Origin of the sequence: Snodgrassella sp. W8158, assembly GCF_016100435.1 — a bacterium.
GTDB classification, from domain to species: domain Bacteria; phylum Pseudomonadota; class Gammaproteobacteria; order Burkholderiales; family Neisseriaceae; genus Snodgrassella; species Snodgrassella alvi.
Map to the genome: position 1 here is coordinate 46,338 of NZ_JACFSM010000007.1, position 17,756 is coordinate 64,093.

A 17,756-nucleotide genomic window follows, 5' to 3' on the forward strand; every position below is an offset into this window, starting at 1 on the left:
ATCAGAAATTATTTAATCACTGATAAATACAATACGAAATTGAAAATACAGCTTACCAGCTAAAATTAATGCTGTATGTCTGTATATCAGATATTTCCCGATATGATATCAATTTATATTGTGTTAGCATTACTGTGGTTACTCCGATTCTGAACCTGTGCAAAGAAATGTTCCGGCACAGGTTTTTTCTTGATAGCTGACTTTGTATTTTTCTGTTTTTCTTCTTAATCTGTCACAATAGATAATTATCTGGTCAGGAAATGTATATGACAGAAGTTATGGTATTGGTTGTGGAAGATGAAGCTGCAATTTCTACCCTGATTCAATTTACGCTGGAACAGGCGGGATTTGTTGTGCAATGTGTACCCAGTGTAGAAGCTGCACAGCCGTTATTGCAGGCCAGGCTGGCTGATGTACTGTTACTAGACTGGATGTTACCCGGACTTTCCGGTCTTGATTTTATCCGGCAGCTGCGGAATGATATTCGCAGTCGTGATTTACCCATTATTTTATTAACAGCACGCGGTGAAGAAACAGATAAAGAGCAGGGGCTGAATCTGGGTGCAGATGACTACATTACTAAACCTTTCTCACCACGAGAACTGATTGCGCGAATTAATGCGCTTTTGCGCCGACGTGCACCGCAAAAAACCAGTGTACCACTGCGTATTTATGGTCTGGAACTCGATCCGCAGCAGCAGCGTGTACAAGTAAACGGACAAACCATTCCCTTCGGACCCAGTGAATTTAAGTTATTACATTTCTTTATGACACATCCGGATCGGATATACACCCGCAGCCAGCTTCTGGATCTTGTATGGGGTGATCATGTGTTTGTTGAGGAGCGTACGGTAGATGTTCATATCCGCCGTTTAAGACGAGGACTTGAAACAGTGGGGCATGACCACCTTATACAAACTGTGCGTGGCAGCGGCTATCGCTTTTCACCATAGCCGGAAATACTTCTTAAATTTATCTTCTGTGAAATAACATGCTTCTGTCTGAACTGCGCCATCATTTATATTTAATACTGGCAACCATGATTGTGGTTGTCGTAGCGTCATTGCTGACTGGCGGTCTGCAATTCATGCTGATTAGCTTGTGCTGCCTGTTTTTTTTGTGGTTGGCGGGTTACTGGTATCATTTATTTAAACTGGTTCGGTGGCTGGAAAGACCGAAATTACGTAATGTGCCACAAGGGATCGGGATTTGGAACAATATTTTCAATACTTTGATGCTACAGGCACGTAGCCGTAAAAAGCGTAAACAGAAACTGGGTATCGCCTTGTTACGCTTTAACCGTATTGCTGAAACCATACCAGAGGGCGTATTAATCCTTGGAGAGGATGGACATATTCAGTGGCTGAACCATCTGGCTGCAATCCATCTGAATCTGGTTGCTGAACAAGACAATAACAGTATGCTAGCTGATCTGATTGAAAATAGTGATTTCCGGCAATTTTTGGATGAGCCGGTAACAGAATCGGTGAATATAAAGCTTACACTTGAAAATATAAATAGCGGATTACCACGTGTATTAAATATTATCCGTACTCCGTTTGATGAACAGGCAACACTGATTATTACTCAGGATATTACTGCTGCCGAACAGTTGAATGCCACCAGAACGGCATTTGTGGCCAATGTTTCACATGAACTGCGTACTCCTTTAACTGTAATCAATGGCTTTCTGGAAACTTTAACTGATATGCCGGATTTGCCGCAGGAACAGCGTCAGTCATTTATTGCACTGATGAGTAAAGAAGGAACCCGCATGAATCATCTTCTGGCAGATTTATTAACCTTATCACGACTGGAAAATCAGGTTACTGCATCTTTATGTAAACAGTCGTTGTGCCTGAGTATTCTGGTTGAGCAGGTGGTATATGAAGCTGAAATTTTGTCTGAAAATAAACATCGTTTTATCTGTGAAATAGCTGCAGATATCTGGGTAGAGGGAATTCAGCAGGATTTATATAATGCATTCAGTAATCTTCTGTTTAATGCTGTACGCTATACTCCGCAATATGGAACTATTACTATCCGGCTCTATATGGAACAGAATGTGCCGGATTGTAGTCAGCAAATTGTATTTCAAGTGAGCGATACGGGTCATGGTATCGCTGCGGAGCATATTCCTCATCTTACCGAACGCTTTTATCGTGTAGATTCAGGCCGCTCACGCGAGAGCGGTGGTACAGGTCTTGGGCTGGCCATTGCCAAACACGCTCTGGCAGAACATGGCGGCAAATTACAGATTGAAAGTATTACTGGGAAAGGCAGCACTTTTAGTGCCATATTACCGCAAATGAATAATAGCAAAGTACTTGACAGCAGCCGCACTCCTGCCTAAAATGCGCGCTCTTGGGTCGTTAGCTCAGTCGGTAGAGCAGCGGACTTTTAATCCGTTGGTCGAGCGTTCGAATCGCTCACGACCCACCACAAAATATCATAATGCAGTCAATAAGTTATCGGGCTGTTTTGGTTTCAGTAAATAGTCCATTAAGTTTCCATTTTTGTCATTTTTTTGACATGTAGTTTGCATGAGGCTGTCAATCTTCGATGCGTGTGCGTGTAAATGATCATTGTCGAGATGAGCGTACCTTTGCACCATTTCCAACGATTGCCAGCCTCCCATTTCTTTTAACTCATATAACGATACTCCATTCTGTACCAGCCAGCTTGCCCATGTGTGCCTTAAATCGTGCCAGCGAAAATCTGTAATATTTGCTGCTTCTAAAGCTTTGTACCACGTTTTGTAGGTTAAACTGAGAACTGGTTTATTACGGGTGTGAACAAATACATATTCTTTATGCTTGCCTAACTGACGTATCAGAATTTCCATCGCGGTTTCGTTTAATACTAAATCATAAGGTTCATCCGCCTTCATTTCATCAGGATAGTATTGACATATTTGATTCCTCATATCAATCTGATTCCACTTTAAACTAAATATATTGTGCTGCCTTAATCCGGTTGCTAAGTTAAATCGTGCCATTGTAGCCATGTAAGGTGCCAATTCATCCAAACATTTCAGCAGTCTTGACGCTTCCTCAACCCGTAACCAGCGCACACGTTTTTTAGGTTCTTTAAATAGCTTAAGATGAATTCCATGATCTAACATATCCCATTCTTTAACACATGCATTCAATATTGACCGCACTAAAGCAATATATCTGTTCTTAGTACTGTTAGAACATTTTCTTGCATTGATTATGTCCATAATCAGGTTTCGGTTTATTTCATGTAAATATAATCCCCTTAACTGCTGAAGATTCCTAAGACGACTTAAATCAGATTTCATACTTTTTTTAACATCGGCTTTTTCATTTATCCATTTCAGGACAGCGTCGTCCCATAGATATTTAGGTTTTTCCCCCAGGCGTTCCAGTCGCCATAACTCATGCTTCACTTTGTCGTGGTATTCTTCAGCTAGTTTTTTGTCTTTAGTTTTAGTAGTTCGTCTAATTCTTTTGCCTTTCTCTGTTGTAATATCGATATACCAAATGCCGTTTGAGTGTTTGTGTAACATACTCGGTTCCTATGTTGCTGAACCGCCTGCGCGGTCAATTCTTCTTTATTGCGAATATAAATGTCAAGATTTGTTTGTCGGATAACATAGCTTTTGCCAATTTTGGCTGCTCTCAGTTCTCCAGTTTTAATAGCGTCCCTGATAGTCTGCACTTTGCATTTGCAGCGATTGGCCGCTTCTTCACATGTAAAGGTATCTTCCATTTTTACCCATTAAAAAAACCAGCTATTGCTGGCGTTAAATTCATGTATGAAATATTTAAAATAGTATTAACTCGTCTGATAGCTCATATCCGTTTTCAAGAAAAGAATTCAGTACAGCAATATTGTGTTTTGCATTTTCGACAACCTCCGGATCATTTGAACGGAGATCATGTTCATAATTCCATAAATGCTGTTGTATCGTCGTCGGATAGTCTGGATTGTAACCACATGGCTGAATAATGCCATCAATATATTGCTTAACTTCTTTCAGTGTTGAAATTACGATAGACGCACCAGCATTATTGGACTGAGGAAATTTAACTTTAAATCCGTTAGGCGCTTTTGTAACAATGATGCCGCTTTGTTCATGAATCCATTTGCAGTGATTTAACTGTTTTAGTTTAGCCATTTTATTTTTAACTCCAATTAAAAAGCCGCTTAAAGCGGCTTGGTTCATAGGTATTTGATGTAGTCTTTTTTAGTTAAGGTTATTACTTCGAGGAGTTCCCCCACCTTTTGGCAACCAGTAGTATCAATCCACTTATCCAAATAATCATTAATAATATTTTTTAATTTTTTCAATTTAGCAGGTGTTAATTTAAATAATTCAGCATCATAAAAATACTCAGGGCATAACATCTCATTAGATTTATCCAGTAAATCTTTTATCGCATCTTCAGTAAAAGCATTGCATTCGCTTGGTCTAAATAAGTCACCTTTTTTGAAAATAGCAATTTGTAATTTTGTTGGTAAATTTTCTTTTGAAAGGGGCGCAGCATCAATTGCTTGTTTTATTGTGTCATGACAAATATTTCCATATGGATTTTTATCCCCATAAGGACAAACTCCATATAAATATTTATCTGGTTCATTTTTATAATTGCCAATCATGGTAATCTCCATTAAGAACTAGAGAAATTTATATAGTGATTCAATTTGAGAATTAATATTTTGACTAACTTGCCTAGTTTCATTAAATTCATCTATGTCTGCTTTAGTCAATTTAATTGATTTTTTTATTTTTCTTCCAAGTTTCCACGTATCCTCATCGCCGAAGTTCTTTGCTAAATTATCTAACATCTTCTGAAGTTTCCGTTTAACTTTATCGGGAATATCTGTATAAATACGCACCTCATCTTCATATAGAGTACCTGAATAGTGTTCAAAAATTATACTATCGGCATCTCTTAAAATATTTTCAGCAGATATCGGAAAGCACTGATTTCCTCGAATAATTTCATATACTTCGATAGCCTGAATAGACTGTAAATCTTCACAATTAGCTAAGCAATCAGTAATATTCTCATAGGGATAAGTCTTAAAACTAAGGCCTATATTAGCTTTAAAGCATATTTCTTTTTTGACTGTAATGATCATCGTTCACTCCGTTGCTGATAAAAAAAGCCGCTATTCAGCGACTAGGTTTTTTTTGACTTCTTTTACGAACTTCTCTCAGCCACTTTTTTAAACGGCTACTAAGTTCTTTAGTTTCATTAAAGTAATCTATATCTTCTTGCACTATGATTATTGGAGTATGTATAGTACGTCCATTTATGAGCAAATTGCCGTTGTTGTGGTTTTTAGCTATTAAATCTAATACTTTTTGCAATACTTCCGTTGTCTCCGGGGTTACTCGCTCGGTATAGTAATCATCTTCATCAATGTAACCATTTTCATATAAATACCTGTTTGCCTCATCAATAATATCCGTCGCTGAGAAGGGGAATTTTATAAATCCATCGAATTCAACTGCTTCAAGAATCTCCACAGCTTTTGAATCAGATAAATATTCGTATAATGTTTCATAATTAAAAGTAGTATTTCTTATTCTGAATAAGATAACGGTTTGCTTATTTGCTTCCATTGTTTACTCCGGGATATAGTTGCATTAATGTTTATATCATTAGTAAAGACGAGGTTTTACGGTGTATCTCGATAAATGTTGAGTTTGAATATTTCCTGATATTTTTCCATCATTAATTAATTTGACTTCATCAGCTTTAACATCACCGAAGATTAGACCTTTATTGTTATGTATTGTTTTTGCTTCTACATTTCCTCTAATATGTCCCCCTAAAAGCATAATCATTTTGGCTTCAGTTTGAGCGTAAATTAGGGCCTCTTTGCTAATATCTATTGTGTTAGCATTCACGCAGTTTGCATAAATAAAAGCTCTATCACTAATGTCAATTTTCTTAGCTTCAACGGATTTAGCATAAATATTTTCTTTATCTTTAACGATAAGTTGTTTCTTAACATTAAGATTCCCTTTAATGTATATCTTATTAATGGAATTAACAGTACCGTTTATATAAACATTACCAGGGTAAAAAATGTCTCCTCCTTGTGCATTCTCAAATTTTAAGGGTGTCTCCTTGAAAGGTAAGTTATCTACTATCCGTGAGGCAAAATCTTGATAGCCTAAATATAAGTAAAACGTTATAGCCTCTAAAGCTCCTGCACCGTTAGGATATTGTTCGTTAAAAGCGTTGAGTTTATCTTCACAAGCACCATGCCATTTAAGCCATTTATGGGTAATTTTTTTATCTTTCATCTTTCATACTGTATTTCATTGGTTGTAATTAAAAGCCAGCTAATTGCTGGCTTTTTTATTTCGTATTTGGTTTAAACTAATTCAAAATTGCATATGCTATTAAGCCATTTCTCAGCAGTTTTAAAAAAACGGGGATCTTGTTCAATTCCAACAAAATCCCTATCTAACATCAAAGCAGCAGCACCTGTACTTCCTGATCCCATAGTAAAATCTAAGACAGTATCACCGGGATTGGAGAAGGTTTTGATTAAATACTGTAATAGCTCAATAGGCTTTTGTGTTGGGTGTAGTGCATTGGTTTGTTTGTCACTTGAAAAAACTAAGACACTGCGCGGATATCTTTCTGTGGAATCATATTTCACTCTCTTTTCGGCTTTACCATAAAGCTTACCATTTTTACTATTTGCTGAATTCCTACTAGATACTTTTCTCATATGTCCATCTGTTTTTTGCGGGTTGTATGTAGGTTGTTTCCTATAAAACACAGAAATATTTTCATGTGCACGCAGTGGTCGTTTGTTCGCATTAAGAAACCCTGTTGCGTGTTTTTTTCAATAACTATTTCGTACCGATAGTTATCGCGATTACTAACTCTTAAATCACTTTCAAAAATATCAATCGCAAAAATTAAGATAGCTGCCGAATCTTTTGCTACTCTATGCAACTCTTTCCACATAGGTTCAAGTGGGATCACCTTATCCCATTCGCAATTAGTAATGCCGTAAGGTGGATCGGCAATGATTAAATCAATACTGGCATCTGGTAGGTGCTGTAACTCATTTAGGCAGTCGCCGTTAAATAATCTCATAGGATTTTCATCATCTAATTACTTAATTAAAAAAGCCAGCTAATTGCCGGCTAACATAATTCGCTTCCCAATCCATCGCATTACTGGTACCGCCATTGAGTTACCAATAGCTTTGTAACGCGGTGTATCTGGGCATTCATTTACAGATTTGTTACGGTAGGGTATGCGTGTGTAATTATCTGGAAAACCCTGCAATCTTTCGCATTCTAACGGTGTAAGCCTCCGCGGATTTTTATCTGATGAATTGATAAAATAATCCCCTGAAAAGGCTTCCTGATTACCAATCCATTGCTTAGTTGCCATACTTGCTAATAATGGTGGGTATATCTTTTTCCCACTGACAGTCATTCCTCCTTTGTCCAAAATATAGGTATCTCTTGACGCATCGAGACGGCGACCAGGGCGTGTTGTAAGAGTACCGGTAATGTCTGTTTGTTTTTTTGTGCTCTTCTTAATATTCCAGCACACGCTTTCGGGCTCAAATAGTATTTTTGCGACACTAATGTCTTCTCGAGCACTTGCGACAAGGAAGATTCTACGGCGTCGTTGGGGCACTCCGAAAAATTGAGCATCAAGGGTGCGCCATGCGATATCGCGTTTTTGTCCAGACACAAAACCTGCACCTGTCCATTTTTTCCCTGCCGGCTGAATTGGTATGTCTTCTCCGGCAATTGCTCCCAGAAAACATCCCAGTGCATTATCTTTTGTGGACAGTACTCCGGGGACGTTTTCCCATACAAGGATAGCGGGCTGTTTTCCGTCTTGTCTTCGAATAGTGTCAATTGCATTTAATATCCTAACCATTTCAAGAGTTAAGTTGCCACGGTCATCATTTAAGGACTGACGCAAACCGGCAACGCTGAACGCCTGACAGGGTGTGCCACCAACAAGAATGTCTGGTGCTGGTATTTCTCTGTTCAGTATTCTGTCTGCCAGTGTTGTCATATCCCCGTTATTAGGTATATCCGGCCAGTGATGAGCCAGTACAGCACAGGGGAAAGGCTCAATTTCTGAAAACCACAGCGGTTTAAAGCCCAGGCACTCCCAAGCTACGCTGGCAGCTTCAATACCACTGCATATACTTCCGTACGTAAGCATGGAGCCTCCATTAAAAAAGCCAGCGGTTAGCTGGCTAGTTATTGTTTATCTGGTTCAGGTTTTTTCGTCGTGACTGGTATTGGTGGGTTAATTAATTGCCTCATTGCTGTACTTGCCTGTATAGCTTCATATATATCAGGGTATAAAAGCCGATAATTTAATAAATGTTCAAATTCTTTAGTGTAACTAAGAGATTTATAACCATCTTTCGATGTAACATCGGCCATGTATACAGTGGTGCCATCTTGTGGTTCTTTAGTAAGAGGTTTAAAACGCTTTTCTGCTGCTTCTCTACGTAGAATTTGTATTATGCTCTTAGTGGCTTTAACTGCTCCATCTGCGGTTGTAAATAAAATATGATTTTTAAATGCTTGTTTAGTCGTATCCCAACTTGAATCATATTCAAAGAAGCTCGCAAAACCCTCATAGAAAAGGTCACTAACCCAGACGTATTCTCCATCTTGCGGTTCCTCTGTTATAAAATTAAATTTCTCTTTGTTTGAATAAAGATAATTAATAATTAACATTTGAGTCTGTTGTACTTCTCTTATTTCAGAAAATACAACATTCAGAGATGCGTCTCGGAGATTTTCTGGGGAGTTAAGCCATATAATTTCATCGTAACCAAGTTTATTGGTTAAATCTAAACGATAATAGGCTTGACCAACAGGGTAAGATGACCGTAAACATATATATTCAAGTTCAGTATCCATTTTAATTCTCTAATAAAAAAGCTACTATTTAGTAGCTAGTTTCAATTTAATATTTAGCGTTGAAGTTAATCATCATAAGGCATGTAAACGTCTCTTTCTTCTGGAGGCTTTTTAACTTTTCTAGGTTGATTGGGGTATTCATTTCCCAAAAGGTTAAATGGTGAAAAATACCAAATTACCTCATAATATAAATCTTTACCCACTTCTAAAACAGAGGCGACAATAAAACGTAATTGATCAAATTCAGGGATTTTTTGTTCGCTAACTTTCTTAAAATTTTCAACTAAAAAGATAATTTCTTCTCTCGTTAATTCTTCCTCATTAATTAATTTCTCTACAATTCTCTCTTTTCTATTATAAATATCCATCTATGAATCCTCCAAAATAAAAGCCAGCTAGGTGCTGGTTTTAAGTTCTATGATTTAATTCAGAGTATTTATTAGCCATAATCACAAGCCACAATCTTATTATTTAGATATCCAATACTGTCTGTTTTTAATTCCACATAATTAATTAAATATTTACGTTGAGATTCACATTTAATAGATCCTAAATTTTTGATCCATATATTCAATTCAGCCTCTTGATTAGTGACTGATACTTTATATTGGATATTTAAAAAGCCCCACAAACTAAAAATTGTAGGGCTCACATAAGGAAATAAAAATTCTGAAAATTCTTTTTCGTACAAATTTGCGCTTAATCCATTACTAAACGATCGCATCGTTTTGAAACGAGGAATTTTAATAACATACTTTTTAAGTATAATTACTACCCTTGTTGCTCCTTTTTTAATTTGCATTTTGTTTTACCCTCTAAAATATAGCCACTATATACGTCTGATAAACTCAATTACATCGTTAGCATTACCTGAGTAAGATTTGTTTTTATAAACGTATTTATTTGAAGTAGGGTAAAACACGATGTTACCCGCGTTAGTTTTGATACGTACACCATGACTGTTACCTGAGTGAGTTAGTCCACTGTTATGTAATATAGCCATGTTTTTATCATATGTTTCTGAATTATTCATCACTGAAACTTTCACTTTAAGAAATCTACTAAATGATTGACGTAGCTTTTTATACCCTTGGAGGTGTTACACCACTTTGTCCCATATATTTACCAGCTCTATCTTTGTAAGAAGTAGCGCACTCTTCATCACTTTCAAAGAAAAGTACCTGGGCCACGCCTTCATTAGCATAAATCTTTGCCGGTAGCGGTGTAGTGTTGGAAAACTCCAGAGTTACATAGCCTTCCCATTCTGGTTCAAATGGCGTGACATTAACGATAATACCGCAACGCGCGTAAGTTGATTTACCCAGACACACAGTAAGGACATTGCGCGGGATACGGAAATATTCCACAGTACGTGCCAAAGCAAAAGAATTAGGCGGAATAATGCAAAAGTCGTCTTCAACAGTTACAAAATTACGCATATCAAAATTTTTCGGGTCAACAATGGTACTGTTGATATTAGTAAAAACTCTGAATTCATGTGCGCAGCGAATATCGTAGCCATAGCTGGAAGTACCATAGGAAATGATTTTTTCACCGTTTAGCTGTTTAATCTGATTAGGTTCAAACGGTTCAATCATGCCGTGCTCTTCACTCATACGGCGTATCCATTTGTCTGATTTAATACTCATATTTAACCTTTAGAAGTTTAATTCAAAACCCAGCCACCAAGATAGGAAACCAGTTCATCCAGTAATTCGCCCAAAGCTTCAGCCATCAGTATTTGTGATGCATAGGCTAAGCTCTGATCATCATCAGCTTGTCCAGATGCTTCTTCCTGAATGATATCCAGAAACTGAATTCGCTTAAGAGTAAAATTATCTGTCAGGACAAAGCGAACCCTGTCGTTCCAGCTCAACCCTAGTTGCGTCACTACTTTACCGCTGTGAAGGAGCTTAGTGATCTCTTCAGCAGTTAAATCATGATGCTTAATTCGAACTACAGGCGCATTATCACCTAGTCCTACTAATTCACAATCACAGTCCAGCTCAAAATGACCGGCTGCATCTCCTCTTAACAGCCATTCCGTCATCAGACTACCAGGCGACTGTTTAGTACGTGGCAGCTTTGCTTCCACTCCACCCAGTGCTTCGCGTAATTTCGTAAGCACTATTTCAGCACGACTAGTTGTAGCCTGATTGATTAATAAATAATCACGCTTTGTATCAATAATTGCATCAGTATTATTACTTTTAGTAAAAGCACGAGGTAACAAGTCATCAGTAATGGTGTCTTTTAATTGCTGCTTTTCCTTACGGCCTACTTTTCGCCCTTCAACTTCACGGATCAGATTGATTTTTTCCTCAAGTAGATCGTTAATTACTGTTGACGGTAATACCTTTTCTTCTTTTTTCAAAGCAATTCGTATGGTGTTTTGTGCTGGAAATACCATATCTGATGTAAACTCTACAGGATTAGTAAATCCTATACTGGACCACTCCAGTCCCGTACAGGGTTGAAATTGTGCTTTTGCCAGCTTCTCATCAATTGTTTCTAAATTTGGTAAATTATTGGTATTGATTAAATAAATAGAAATTTGATTAAAATAAAAATTAGACATTATTTTATCCTTAATGATTCATTTTAAAATGTTCAAATCCATTTTGAACGTATTCTTTGTGCATCTCAGTTGTGACCCGACGGCGATTTAATCTTTCAGCAGCAAGTGCTGTGGTCTGAGAACCGGCAAAAGGATCAGCAACCAGAACATCTGGCTGAGTAGTAAAGCCGAAAATAAATCTAACTGAATGTTATGACCTAGAGTTCCTGCCATTTCTTGACCCTCTTTAGGCTCTATTTATTGATTTATGCGGCCCGCTGTTTTTTGATGTTTTCTCTGTCCAGTTCCATTAATTCCAGAACAATCTTGTGCCACACGGTATACCATTCACCTATCGTGGTAATTTCAATAATACTGTCCAATACAGAGATAATTGATTCAATGCTGACGATATTGTCACCACTGGCAACATAACGACCATTTTGTTCACGTCTTCGGGACAAGTCCTGTAATACTGACGATGTGGCATTAAATGATCTGGTGCCTAGATCACGCATTGCTTCAATTACTTTCTCTTCCTTACATCTATTGTTTTCCAGAAAATAACTGGATAGACGATAGGCCATATACAAAGTATTTACTAACCTTGAAAAATCGATATTGCTAATATTTCCGGCTTTTAATTCGCTGATACGTTCTTTCAGAAACAGATTAATAAATATTTTGTCATCATCTTTCATTAAACCATTAATCCCTTTGAGCATTATGATCCCATTGGGCATAGTCAGATGTGGGTTAGCACTGGGAATATGAGGAGCCGCCAACCTTGTTATATTTAGATCCAGAAAGGTATCAGAAAAACGTAATTTCTTTTTTCTATTTTTTTTTCGCATGTTAAAACTTTTTTAATCTAGACTTAAATTTCAGAATTTCATTCTGTTATTGAAGCTATGAAAGTGCTTAACTCTTTAGCCAGTGTTTTAGGATTAAATTGATGTTTATTAAGAGTTAACTCAATATTATGATTTTTATGCTTAATAGTTAAATGTATTGTCACATTTGAGCTATCAGATGAGCTTGATATTTTGGTTTTACCCTTTGTCATTTTCTACTCCCCTAGAAAAAAGCCGCACAAGGCGGCTTATCTTCAAAATAAATCTAGTTAAATTAAGGAATAATCGTTGAGCATTTGTTCTGCTGCTTGTAAAGCATCATTACGGTTTCGGTATAACATACCTAGATCGTAATAGAAGATATGATCTAAGTTATTTCGATCAAAAGTTATCTCTTCTATAGTAGAACGTTGTAAGGTAGTAACGAATACTGTTGTACCTGTTTCAGGTTTCTCTGTTAAAAAATTAAACTTCTGTCTTCTCATTTCCTTTTTTAATGCCTGTAACAGCTTGTTGCATGAATTTCTAGCCTCTTCTGCTGTAGCGTATACTAGACCTTTCTCGACTAATTGATTGTCTGCGATTATAGGAGAGGAAGCATCAAGCTGTGTATACATTCCTGTATACTCAAAAGCCGGAATATATACTTTTGTATTTTTTTCTGATATTTCAGTTAATGCATTAAACTTCTCTCTATTTTGTTTAATGAATTTTATACAAAATTTTGCGACCCTTATAGCATATTTGCGCTTTAAGAATACGATGTGATTCAATAACATGAAAACATCTTCTCTATTTGCATACCATTTTACACAAAAATGATAATCTTTCTGAACGAATGATGGATAAAAAATATCTGTTTCTACCCTAGGTATTTCATTACCATTCAAAAATTTAATTTTCTTAGACATAAATATCTCCAAAATAAATGCCGCATAAAGCGGCTGTAAAAAACCGCACAAGGCGGCTGTAAAAAAAACCGCATAAAGCGGTTATTGATGAATTTTATGCAAACATCTATATTTCCCAGTAAAGGACTTGCCTAGGAAGAATTTTTCCGTTGTACTTTATTGCTAATGCTGATAGCTTCTTTTTAGTCCCATCATCACATTCAATCTCTAACTCTGGGTTAAGTGTTTCTAAGCATGAACAATCATTATCTTTAAGATATTTTTCTAGGTCGTCGAAATAACCAATAAAAATTTCATCATTGCTTAGCTTGAAAAATTGAACTTCGGTTTTTCGACTATAAGGAACATTAATTTTTTCGGGCATTTTCAAGCCATTTCTCAAAGTTTGGTTCATAATAAACCGCTTACGGCGGTTAGTCGGCACATTCAACTGGAAAGGACTCCAGCCATGTACTGCATGCTGTTACTTCCGCCACCTGCGTGCTGGGCGGTGTCCAACCACACCTCAAACTAGTTTTATTAATCACCCTGTCGCTTGTAAAAAGCCTTAACTTCTTCATTTGTAAGCTGTACCCATTCGCTCAAGTTGTGAGATTTCCAAATGCTATACGTAACCTGATCAGGATTTTCTAATCGCACATGCATTGTGATAATTTTGTCTTTTATTTCACTATTTTCTATCTGAAGATACTTATAGTTTTCTGGGAACTCAGGGAAATTCGTAATTTTAGTGCTCGTGCTCCTGCTCCAACGCTTACGCTTAGTATAAAAAGCCATGTTCCCTTCATCAGTTATAAAAAAGAAATATGGGTCGATAGACATAATCTGATCTCCAAAATAAAAGCCAGCTATTGCTGGCTTGGATTAGCGATAACGGTTGTCACTGCTTGGCTTTGACAACAGGATTAGATTTTTTTAAATTCATACTCTATTGTTTCACCAATAAACAATACGTACAGCTTTTCAAGCATGTTTAATTTCCTGGGTAATCCTTTATAACCGTTATCGGGTGTTATGCCTAAATATTGCGCAGTCGCTACTTGGGCAGGATAGGCAAGGCGGCTAATTTCTTCGTTACCTTTCTCTTGAATCGCCCTAAATCGTCGTTTAATGGTGTCTATATCCATGTCAGCGAAATTCTGATACAGGTTAAAATACTCTTGGTATATGGTTTTAGTCGCCTGAGCACGGGCACCGGCTTGAGAGACAATTAAAACAAATATCAGGATAGCGGATACTGAGCCAATGATCACAATGTTAGATGTGCCGGTTATTGTGATGATAGCCAAAACCATCAGAATAAATAATATTAGCTTATCAAGCCGTGAATAAAATTTATTCATGAATTTTTCAAAATAATATGAATAAACAATCTCAAACTTTAGATTTTGCTCATTTTGTTTACGTGTTTCGATAGTATCCATTTGTCTTTACTCCATATAAAAAGCCAGCTAAGTGCTGGCTATGTCTTATCTGTATTATTTAAAACGGGATATCGTCATCAATATCATCTATTGGTGGAGTTGTTGGTGTTTGTTGAGGTGGTTGCCGGCGTGGTGCCGCTGGCGGTGGGTTCGATGATGTAGGTGGTGCGGCGCTATTATTACCAGAATCAAAACCATCATTACGATTACCCAGCATTTTCATTTCATTGCCGATAATATCGTATGCGGTGCGTTCGATACCATCTTTACCGGTATATTTACGGCTCTGAATTTTGCCCTCAATAAACACCTGGCTACCTTTACGTAAATACTGACCGGCTATTTCGCCCAATTTACCAAACAGAGTAATATTATGCCATTCAGTACGTGTCTGGCGCTCTCCATTACGGTCACGCCACTGTTCATCAGTAGCCAGAGAGAAATTCGTTATAGCGTCGCCATTGGGCATATATCGTGTTTCAGGGTCGCGCCCAAGGCGACCAACCAGAATTACCTTGTTAACTGACATTTATGCCTCCATAACAATATCCAGCTCAGCAATTTGTTCATCAAGTTCATGCAAAAATTTTTGAACTTCTTCTTCAATTTCCTTAATTCGTTCATCATCACGATTGATGCGCACCATCTGAAAAGATAAATGTTCCTTAAGTCTGTCATCATATGAAACAAAATCACACCATTTCCGGCCTGTACAAGCCATTTGCCAGAACATTTGTAATAAATATTCAGGTTTGGGTTTTTTGGTACGTAAAAATTCCAAATGCGTTGCAGTGTTAGGACATTTGATTTCAATAAGCCCGTCTTCTCCGACTAAACCATCAGGTGAAGCACCGGACATATTGATAGTAGGGTGATTAATAAATCCTGTTTCTTCAACTAGCTCGCCAGTTTCCAGCATATATCTTGCACGTGCTTTTGGTTCAATGTCATTACCTCTTTGCATAGCCGCAGTTTTAAAGCTCTCTTCTCTGTTACCTGTTAGGCGTTCACATATTAATTGAGCCATATAGTTTTTACGTGTAGCACTGTAACCGGATTTGGTTTTACTTAGAGCATCATAAATCCGACTGGCTGTTACTTTACCAAGGCGGGCTTCAAACCATTCATCAGTTCGTTGTTCCATCATTAACCTCCACTACATCCGCCTCAATTGTTTGATCAGCAATTTCTTTTGCGATATTTGAAAGACGAAGCATTTCATCACTGCCTATGATATTTCGTGATGCTTTATCTAATGATTTAAAGTGATTACGGAGTAAATCGATATCACCTTTTTGTGCAATAATTTCTGCCTCTTTAATCAATTTATCCCGATCCGGATTATCTATATCACCCCTGAAAGGGTTTAGCTCATCAGGTTTAACTCCTTCTTTGGCATCCTTGATTCTTTCTGCTTCGTCTTCATCGTAAATACCGGCAAAGCCGAAAGCCAAACGTGCAGCCTGAATCATCGTTTTATGCCGTAACATTCTTTTTGGGTGTGATTTCCAAGGCTGTGTATTGCGTTTACACTCGTCCATGAATTCTGTAACAGAAACAGGGTGTGTACGATCTTTGCGGTAAATGCGGCATGTACAGCTTTCTGTATCTTGTTCAAAATCCATCCCGTCAAATTGTGGATTAGCATTAATTATACGAGCCCATCCATCAACGCCCACAACTGGAGTAATGCCACCGTTACTTGGGAATGCATAGATTTCAGAAGTCCACGGATTTAATTTATATTGATTAGCGACAATTAATAATGCAGCCATTTGTTCATCAGTTACTGCGCCTTTAAAGGCTGTTTTTTTCAATGTTTCAATCAAGCCTTGTCCGTCTGCTAAATCAAGCGATTTAGCTAAATTATTTGCTAATGCAACTAATTGTGTACTCATTTTAAAGCTCCATAAATTAAAGCCCATTAATAAATAGGCTTTAGGACTGGTTAAAACTTCTGGTAATTTATTCTGTGATTAGCAAGTTATTAGCAGGGCAGGAATATCAATAATCATCACCTAAAATTATTTAAGCTCTGCATCACCTTTCATGCGTTCGCTATCACTCATGCGCGCATATGCATCAGCTAACCGTTTTACTTCCAGATCTGCCTGGTATTCTTTCTGCTGCATTTGCCTGGCTGTATAACTGCGCTGTATCTCTAATTGCTCCTTATCAGACAAAGCAGGGGATACTGAAAGAGAAGCAGACATTAAAAAAACTGCAATAAATGCAGTTATAGAATTTTTAATCATGTACAACTCCCTCGTTGTTGCTGTTACATGGTTTAATTTATTGAGTAGGGATACCTTTAAATCGGAAGTATTTCATTTTTGGTTTGTCTGTTTTTTCATTGATAATGACTTGGCCTTTTTCGTTTTTCACTCTGTCTAATTTAGCAATGTATAAACACCTGACCTCTGGGTACGATTTTGCTAATTTAATAAATTCTAAGCACCGTTCTTCAGATGAAAACTCTGGAGATATCTTATACGCCCCAGTATCTTTCTTAAACGCCCGCATTGCTGTTTCATCTGATATTTTGTATTTGCAACATCTATACTTTCTGGTTCTTTCTTTTTGTAATGATTTTCCATATACAGCAAACATATATCACCTCTATAGCTAATAAAAAAGCCAGCTAATGCTGGCGTGTCTACTAATCCACACAAGCACACTTGTTTAAATGTGCTTGGATTGATTAGCTTAGGCTCGAAATTAAAACCCACTGTACAGTGGTTATATTCAAATTTAATAATTAATAAGTTAATTCTCACAACGTATAAAAGATTCAACAGGGTACAAAAGATTCAACAGGTTCCGTTTCTTTTTTAACTCTACGTGGTTGTTGGTATTCAAAGTCCTCAGCGTTATTCGGTACACAACTGGTTATTTCATAATATAGATCTTCATCTACCTCTAAGATGGCGGAAATAGTAGTATCCCAATGCCCAGCATCAATAATATTGCTTTGAACTTCTTTGAACTCCTGCAACATAAGTTCAATTTCTTCTTGTGTTAAATCTTCTTTATTAGCTAATTTACTCAGAATTTCTTGTTTAATCACTTCAACTCCTTTCTTATTTCAGGTTGTAAAACTCA

General features: G+C 37.2%; 30 protein-coding genes and 1 tRNA gene. 3 read left to right on the plus strand and 28 right to left on the minus strand.

Going from position 1 to position 17,756, the window contains the following annotated elements; all coding sequences use genetic code 11:
• Nucleotides 1–266: 266 nt before the first annotated feature.
• From phoB to H3V11_RS10755, 3 genes are all read left to right on the plus strand, one after another.
• Nucleotides 267–953 (plus strand): phosphate regulon transcriptional regulator PhoB, encoded by a 687-nt coding sequence (gene phoB / locus H3V11_RS10745; protein ID WP_078474191.1) that lies wholly within the window; start codon nucleotides 267–269, stop codon nucleotides 951–953.
• Nucleotides 954–991: 38 nt separating this feature from the next.
• Nucleotides 992–2,353, plus strand: a complete 1,362-nt coding sequence (gene phoR, locus H3V11_RS10750) for a phosphate regulon sensor histidine kinase PhoR (RefSeq protein WP_198224928.1) — start codon at nucleotides 992–994, stop codon at nucleotides 2,351–2,353.
• Between the two features lie 13 nt (nucleotides 2,354–2,366).
• Nucleotides 2,367–2,442, plus strand: a tRNA-Lys gene (locus H3V11_RS10755).
• 7 nt (nucleotides 2,443–2,449) lie between these two features.
• Here the strand turns inward: H3V11_RS10755 and H3V11_RS10760 are convergent.
• The 28 genes from H3V11_RS10760 to H3V11_RS10895 all read right to left on the minus strand — a co-directional run bounded on the left by H3V11_RS10760 (nucleotide 2,450) and on the right by H3V11_RS10895 (nucleotide 17,721).
• The gene (locus H3V11_RS10760; protein ID WP_198224930.1) at nucleotides 2,450–3,532 is read right to left on the minus strand and encodes a site-specific integrase; all 1,083 of its coding nucleotides are present in this window, start codon (nucleotides 3,530–3,532) and stop codon (nucleotides 2,450–2,452) included.
• The gene (locus tag H3V11_RS12095) at nucleotides 3,433–3,735 is read right to left on the minus strand and encodes a helix-turn-helix domain-containing protein (protein ID WP_198224932.1); all 303 of its coding nucleotides are present in this window, start codon (nucleotides 3,733–3,735) and stop codon (nucleotides 3,433–3,435) included. Before H3V11_RS12095 ends, H3V11_RS10760 begins: the two co-directional genes overlap by 100 nt.
• Nucleotides 3,736–3,790: 55 nt before the next feature.
• On the minus strand, nucleotides 3,791–4,192 hold the full coding sequence (locus H3V11_RS10770) for a hypothetical protein (protein ID WP_198224934.1): 402 nt from the start codon (nucleotides 4,190–4,192) through the stop codon (nucleotides 3,791–3,793).
• On the minus strand, nucleotides 4,189–4,626 hold the full coding sequence (locus H3V11_RS10775) for a hypothetical protein (protein WP_198224936.1): 438 nt from the start codon (nucleotides 4,624–4,626) through the stop codon (nucleotides 4,189–4,191). Before H3V11_RS10775 ends, H3V11_RS10770 begins: the two co-directional genes overlap by 4 nt.
• A gap of 18 nt (nucleotides 4,627–4,644) precedes the next feature.
• Nucleotides 4,645–5,112: a hypothetical protein gene (locus H3V11_RS10780; protein ID WP_198224938.1), complete on the minus strand. Its 468-nt coding sequence runs from the start codon at nucleotides 5,110–5,112 to the stop codon at nucleotides 4,645–4,647.
• 34 nt (nucleotides 5,113–5,146) lie between these two features.
• Entirely contained in the window at nucleotides 5,147–5,599 is a 453-nt protein-coding gene (locus H3V11_RS10785) for a hypothetical protein (protein WP_174830859.1), read from the minus strand.
• A 39-nt stretch (nucleotides 5,600–5,638) separates the two neighbouring features.
• Entirely contained in the window at nucleotides 5,639–6,289 is a 651-nt protein-coding gene (locus tag H3V11_RS10790; RefSeq protein WP_198224940.1) for a polymer-forming cytoskeletal protein, read from the minus strand.
• Nucleotides 6,290–6,360: 71 nt separating this feature from the next.
• Complete coding sequence (locus H3V11_RS10795) at nucleotides 6,361–6,774, minus strand: site-specific DNA-methyltransferase (RefSeq protein ID WP_370570185.1); 414 nt, start codon at nucleotides 6,772–6,774, stop codon at nucleotides 6,361–6,363.
• The gene (locus tag H3V11_RS10800) at nucleotides 6,720–7,097 is read right to left on the minus strand and encodes a hypothetical protein (protein WP_198224942.1); all 378 of its coding nucleotides are present in this window, start codon (nucleotides 7,095–7,097) and stop codon (nucleotides 6,720–6,722) included. Before H3V11_RS10800 ends, H3V11_RS10795 begins: the two co-directional genes overlap by 55 nt.
• A 39-nt stretch (nucleotides 7,098–7,136) precedes the next feature.
• Nucleotides 7,137–8,195, minus strand: coding sequence for a DNA cytosine methyltransferase (locus H3V11_RS10805; RefSeq protein ID WP_198224944.1), 1,059 nt, complete (start codon nucleotides 8,193–8,195; stop codon nucleotides 7,137–7,139).
• Between the two features lie 38 nt (nucleotides 8,196–8,233).
• Nucleotides 8,234–8,908, minus strand: a complete 675-nt coding sequence (locus H3V11_RS10810) for a hypothetical protein (protein ID WP_198224946.1) — start codon at nucleotides 8,906–8,908, stop codon at nucleotides 8,234–8,236.
• 65 nt (nucleotides 8,909–8,973) lie between these two features.
• The gene (locus H3V11_RS10815; protein WP_198224948.1) at nucleotides 8,974–9,276 is read right to left on the minus strand and encodes a hypothetical protein; all 303 of its coding nucleotides are present in this window, start codon (nucleotides 9,274–9,276) and stop codon (nucleotides 8,974–8,976) included.
• A 71-nt stretch (nucleotides 9,277–9,347) separates the two neighbouring features.
• Entirely contained in the window at nucleotides 9,348–9,710 is a 363-nt protein-coding gene (locus tag H3V11_RS10820; RefSeq protein ID WP_174830863.1) for a hypothetical protein, read from the minus strand.
• Nucleotides 9,711–9,990: 280 nt separating this feature from the next.
• On the minus strand, nucleotides 9,991–10,557 hold the full coding sequence (gene dcd, locus H3V11_RS10825; protein WP_198224950.1) for a dCTP deaminase: 567 nt from the start codon (nucleotides 10,555–10,557) through the stop codon (nucleotides 9,991–9,993).
• A 17-nt stretch (nucleotides 10,558–10,574) separates the two neighbouring features.
• The gene (locus H3V11_RS10830; RefSeq protein WP_198224952.1) at nucleotides 10,575–11,486 is read right to left on the minus strand and encodes a recombination-associated protein RdgC; all 912 of its coding nucleotides are present in this window, start codon (nucleotides 11,484–11,486) and stop codon (nucleotides 10,575–10,577) included.
• 10 nt (nucleotides 11,487–11,496) lie between these two features.
• Nucleotides 11,497–11,661: a DNA methyltransferase gene (locus H3V11_RS12100; RefSeq protein ID WP_198224982.1), complete on the minus strand. Its 165-nt coding sequence runs from the start codon at nucleotides 11,659–11,661 to the stop codon at nucleotides 11,497–11,499.
• A 70-nt stretch (nucleotides 11,662–11,731) separates the two neighbouring features.
• Nucleotides 11,732–12,319: a hypothetical protein gene (locus H3V11_RS10840; protein WP_198224954.1), complete on the minus strand. Its 588-nt coding sequence runs from the start codon at nucleotides 12,317–12,319 to the stop codon at nucleotides 11,732–11,734.
• 38 nt (nucleotides 12,320–12,357) lie between these two features.
• The gene (locus H3V11_RS10845) at nucleotides 12,358–12,531 is read right to left on the minus strand and encodes a hypothetical protein (protein WP_171991520.1); all 174 of its coding nucleotides are present in this window, start codon (nucleotides 12,529–12,531) and stop codon (nucleotides 12,358–12,360) included.
• Nucleotides 12,532–12,588: 57 nt separating this feature from the next.
• Nucleotides 12,589–13,230: a hypothetical protein gene (locus H3V11_RS10850; RefSeq protein ID WP_198224956.1), complete on the minus strand. Its 642-nt coding sequence runs from the start codon at nucleotides 13,228–13,230 to the stop codon at nucleotides 12,589–12,591.
• 106 nt (nucleotides 13,231–13,336) lie between these two features.
• A complete protein-coding gene (locus H3V11_RS10855; protein WP_198224958.1) occupies nucleotides 13,337–13,624 on the minus strand; it encodes a hypothetical protein in 288 nt (95 codons plus the stop codon).
• 125 nt (nucleotides 13,625–13,749) lie between these two features.
• Nucleotides 13,750–14,052: a hypothetical protein gene (locus tag H3V11_RS10860; protein WP_198224960.1), complete on the minus strand. Its 303-nt coding sequence runs from the start codon at nucleotides 14,050–14,052 to the stop codon at nucleotides 13,750–13,752.
• 83 nt (nucleotides 14,053–14,135) lie between these two features.
• A complete protein-coding gene (locus tag H3V11_RS10865) occupies nucleotides 14,136–14,654 on the minus strand; it encodes a hypothetical protein (protein ID WP_198224962.1) in 519 nt (172 codons plus the stop codon).
• A 58-nt stretch (nucleotides 14,655–14,712) separates the two neighbouring features.
• Nucleotides 14,713–15,183 carry a single-stranded DNA-binding protein gene (locus H3V11_RS10870; protein WP_198224964.1) on the minus strand — a complete coding sequence of 157 codons (471 nt, stop codon included), beginning with the start codon at nucleotides 15,181–15,183 and terminating at the stop codon, nucleotides 14,713–14,715.
• Nucleotides 15,184–15,798, minus strand: coding sequence for a lambda exonuclease family protein (locus tag H3V11_RS10875; RefSeq protein ID WP_198224966.1), 615 nt, complete (start codon nucleotides 15,796–15,798; stop codon nucleotides 15,184–15,186).
• Nucleotides 15,782–16,552 (minus strand): phage recombination protein Bet, encoded by a 771-nt coding sequence (gene bet / locus H3V11_RS10880; RefSeq protein ID WP_198224968.1) that lies wholly within the window; start codon nucleotides 16,550–16,552, stop codon nucleotides 15,782–15,784. Before bet ends, H3V11_RS10875 begins: the two co-directional genes overlap by 17 nt.
• A 126-nt stretch (nucleotides 16,553–16,678) precedes the next feature.
• Nucleotides 16,679–16,909, minus strand: coding sequence for a hypothetical protein (locus H3V11_RS10885; RefSeq protein WP_025331445.1), 231 nt, complete (start codon nucleotides 16,907–16,909; stop codon nucleotides 16,679–16,681).
• A 37-nt stretch (nucleotides 16,910–16,946) separates the two neighbouring features.
• Complete coding sequence (locus tag H3V11_RS10890; RefSeq protein WP_198224970.1) at nucleotides 16,947–17,264, minus strand: hypothetical protein; 318 nt, start codon at nucleotides 17,262–17,264, stop codon at nucleotides 16,947–16,949.
• 181 nt (nucleotides 17,265–17,445) lie between these two features.
• Nucleotides 17,446–17,721: a hypothetical protein gene (locus H3V11_RS10895; RefSeq protein WP_198224972.1), complete on the minus strand. Its 276-nt coding sequence runs from the start codon at nucleotides 17,719–17,721 to the stop codon at nucleotides 17,446–17,448.
• Between the last annotated feature and the right edge of the window lie 35 nt (nucleotides 17,722–17,756).

What these genes read in the sequence shown, in the direction of transcription:
- H3V11_RS10850 (WP_198224956.1), bottom strand. Translation starts at nt 13,230, where the DNA reads ATGTCTAAGAAAATTAAATTTTTGAATGGTAATGAAATACCTAGGGTA.
- dcd (WP_198224950.1), bottom strand. Translation starts at nt 10,557, where the DNA reads ATGAGTATTAAATCAGACAAATGGATACGCCGTATGAGTGAAGAGCAC.
- H3V11_RS10800 (WP_198224942.1), bottom strand. Translation starts at nt 7,097, where the DNA reads ATGAGATTATTTAACGGCGACTGCCTAAATGAGTTACAGCACCTACCA.
- H3V11_RS10810 (WP_198224946.1), bottom strand. Translation starts at nt 8,908, where the DNA reads ATGGATACTGAACTTGAATATATATGTTTACGGTCATCTTACCCTGTT.
- H3V11_RS10785 (WP_174830859.1), bottom strand. Translation starts at nt 5,599, where the DNA reads ATGGAAGCAAATAAGCAAACCGTTATCTTATTCAGAATAAGAAATACT.
- H3V11_RS10770 (WP_198224934.1), bottom strand. Translation starts at nt 4,192, where the DNA reads ATGAACCAAGCCGCTTTAAGCGGCTTTTTAATTGGAGTTAAAAATAAA.
- H3V11_RS10845 (WP_171991520.1), bottom strand. Translation starts at nt 12,531, where the DNA reads ATGACAAAGGGTAAAACCAAAATATCAAGCTCATCTGATAGCTCAAAT.
- H3V11_RS10760 (WP_198224930.1), bottom strand. Translation starts at nt 3,532, where the DNA reads ATGTTACACAAACACTCAAACGGCATTTGGTATATCGATATTACAACA.
- H3V11_RS10775 (WP_198224936.1), bottom strand. Translation starts at nt 4,626, where the DNA reads ATGATTGGCAATTATAAAAATGAACCAGATAAATATTTATATGGAGTT.
- phoB (WP_078474191.1), top strand. Translation starts at nt 267, where the DNA reads ATGACAGAAGTTATGGTATTGGTTGTGGAAGATGAAGCTGCAATTTCT.
- phoR (WP_198224928.1), top strand. Translation starts at nt 992, where the DNA reads ATGCTTCTGTCTGAACTGCGCCATCATTTATATTTAATACTGGCAACC.
- H3V11_RS10865 (WP_198224962.1), bottom strand. Translation starts at nt 14,654, where the DNA reads ATGGATACTATCGAAACACGTAAACAAAATGAGCAAAATCTAAAGTTT.
- H3V11_RS10890 (WP_198224970.1), bottom strand. Translation starts at nt 17,264, where the DNA reads ATGTTTGCTGTATATGGAAAATCATTACAAAAAGAAAGAACCAGAAAG.
- H3V11_RS12095 (WP_198224932.1), bottom strand. Translation starts at nt 3,735, where the DNA reads ATGGAAGATACCTTTACATGTGAAGAAGCGGCCAATCGCTGCAAATGC.
- H3V11_RS10780 (WP_198224938.1), bottom strand. Translation starts at nt 5,112, where the DNA reads ATGATCATTACAGTCAAAAAAGAAATATGCTTTAAAGCTAATATAGGC.
- H3V11_RS10830 (WP_198224952.1), bottom strand. Translation starts at nt 11,486, where the DNA reads ATGTCTAATTTTTATTTTAATCAAATTTCTATTTATTTAATCAATACC.
- H3V11_RS10855 (WP_198224958.1), bottom strand. Translation starts at nt 13,624, where the DNA reads ATGAACCAAACTTTGAGAAATGGCTTGAAAATGCCCGAAAAAATTAAT.
- H3V11_RS10870 (WP_198224964.1), bottom strand. Translation starts at nt 15,183, where the DNA reads ATGTCAGTTAACAAGGTAATTCTGGTTGGTCGCCTTGGGCGCGACCCT.
- H3V11_RS10805 (WP_198224944.1), bottom strand. Translation starts at nt 8,195, where the DNA reads ATGCTTACGTACGGAAGTATATGCAGTGGTATTGAAGCTGCCAGCGTA.
- H3V11_RS10860 (WP_198224960.1), bottom strand. Translation starts at nt 14,052, where the DNA reads ATGTCTATCGACCCATATTTCTTTTTTATAACTGATGAAGGGAACATG.
- H3V11_RS10815 (WP_198224948.1), bottom strand. Translation starts at nt 9,276, where the DNA reads ATGGATATTTATAATAGAAAAGAGAGAATTGTAGAGAAATTAATTAAT.
- bet (WP_198224968.1), bottom strand. Translation starts at nt 16,552, where the DNA reads ATGAGTACACAATTAGTTGCATTAGCAAATAATTTAGCTAAATCGCTT.
- H3V11_RS10885 (WP_025331445.1), bottom strand. Translation starts at nt 16,909, where the DNA reads ATGATTAAAAATTCTATAACTGCATTTATTGCAGTTTTTTTAATGTCT.
- H3V11_RS10875 (WP_198224966.1), bottom strand. Translation starts at nt 15,798, where the DNA reads ATGGAACAACGAACTGATGAATGGTTTGAAGCCCGCCTTGGTAAAGTA.
- H3V11_RS10790 (WP_198224940.1), bottom strand. Translation starts at nt 6,289, where the DNA reads ATGAAAGATAAAAAAATTACCCATAAATGGCTTAAATGGCATGGTGCT.
- H3V11_RS10840 (WP_198224954.1), bottom strand. Translation starts at nt 12,319, where the DNA reads ATGCGAAAAAAAAATAGAAAAAAGAAATTACGTTTTTCTGATACCTTT.
- H3V11_RS10820 (WP_174830863.1), bottom strand. Translation starts at nt 9,710, where the DNA reads ATGCAAATTAAAAAAGGAGCAACAAGGGTAGTAATTATACTTAAAAAG.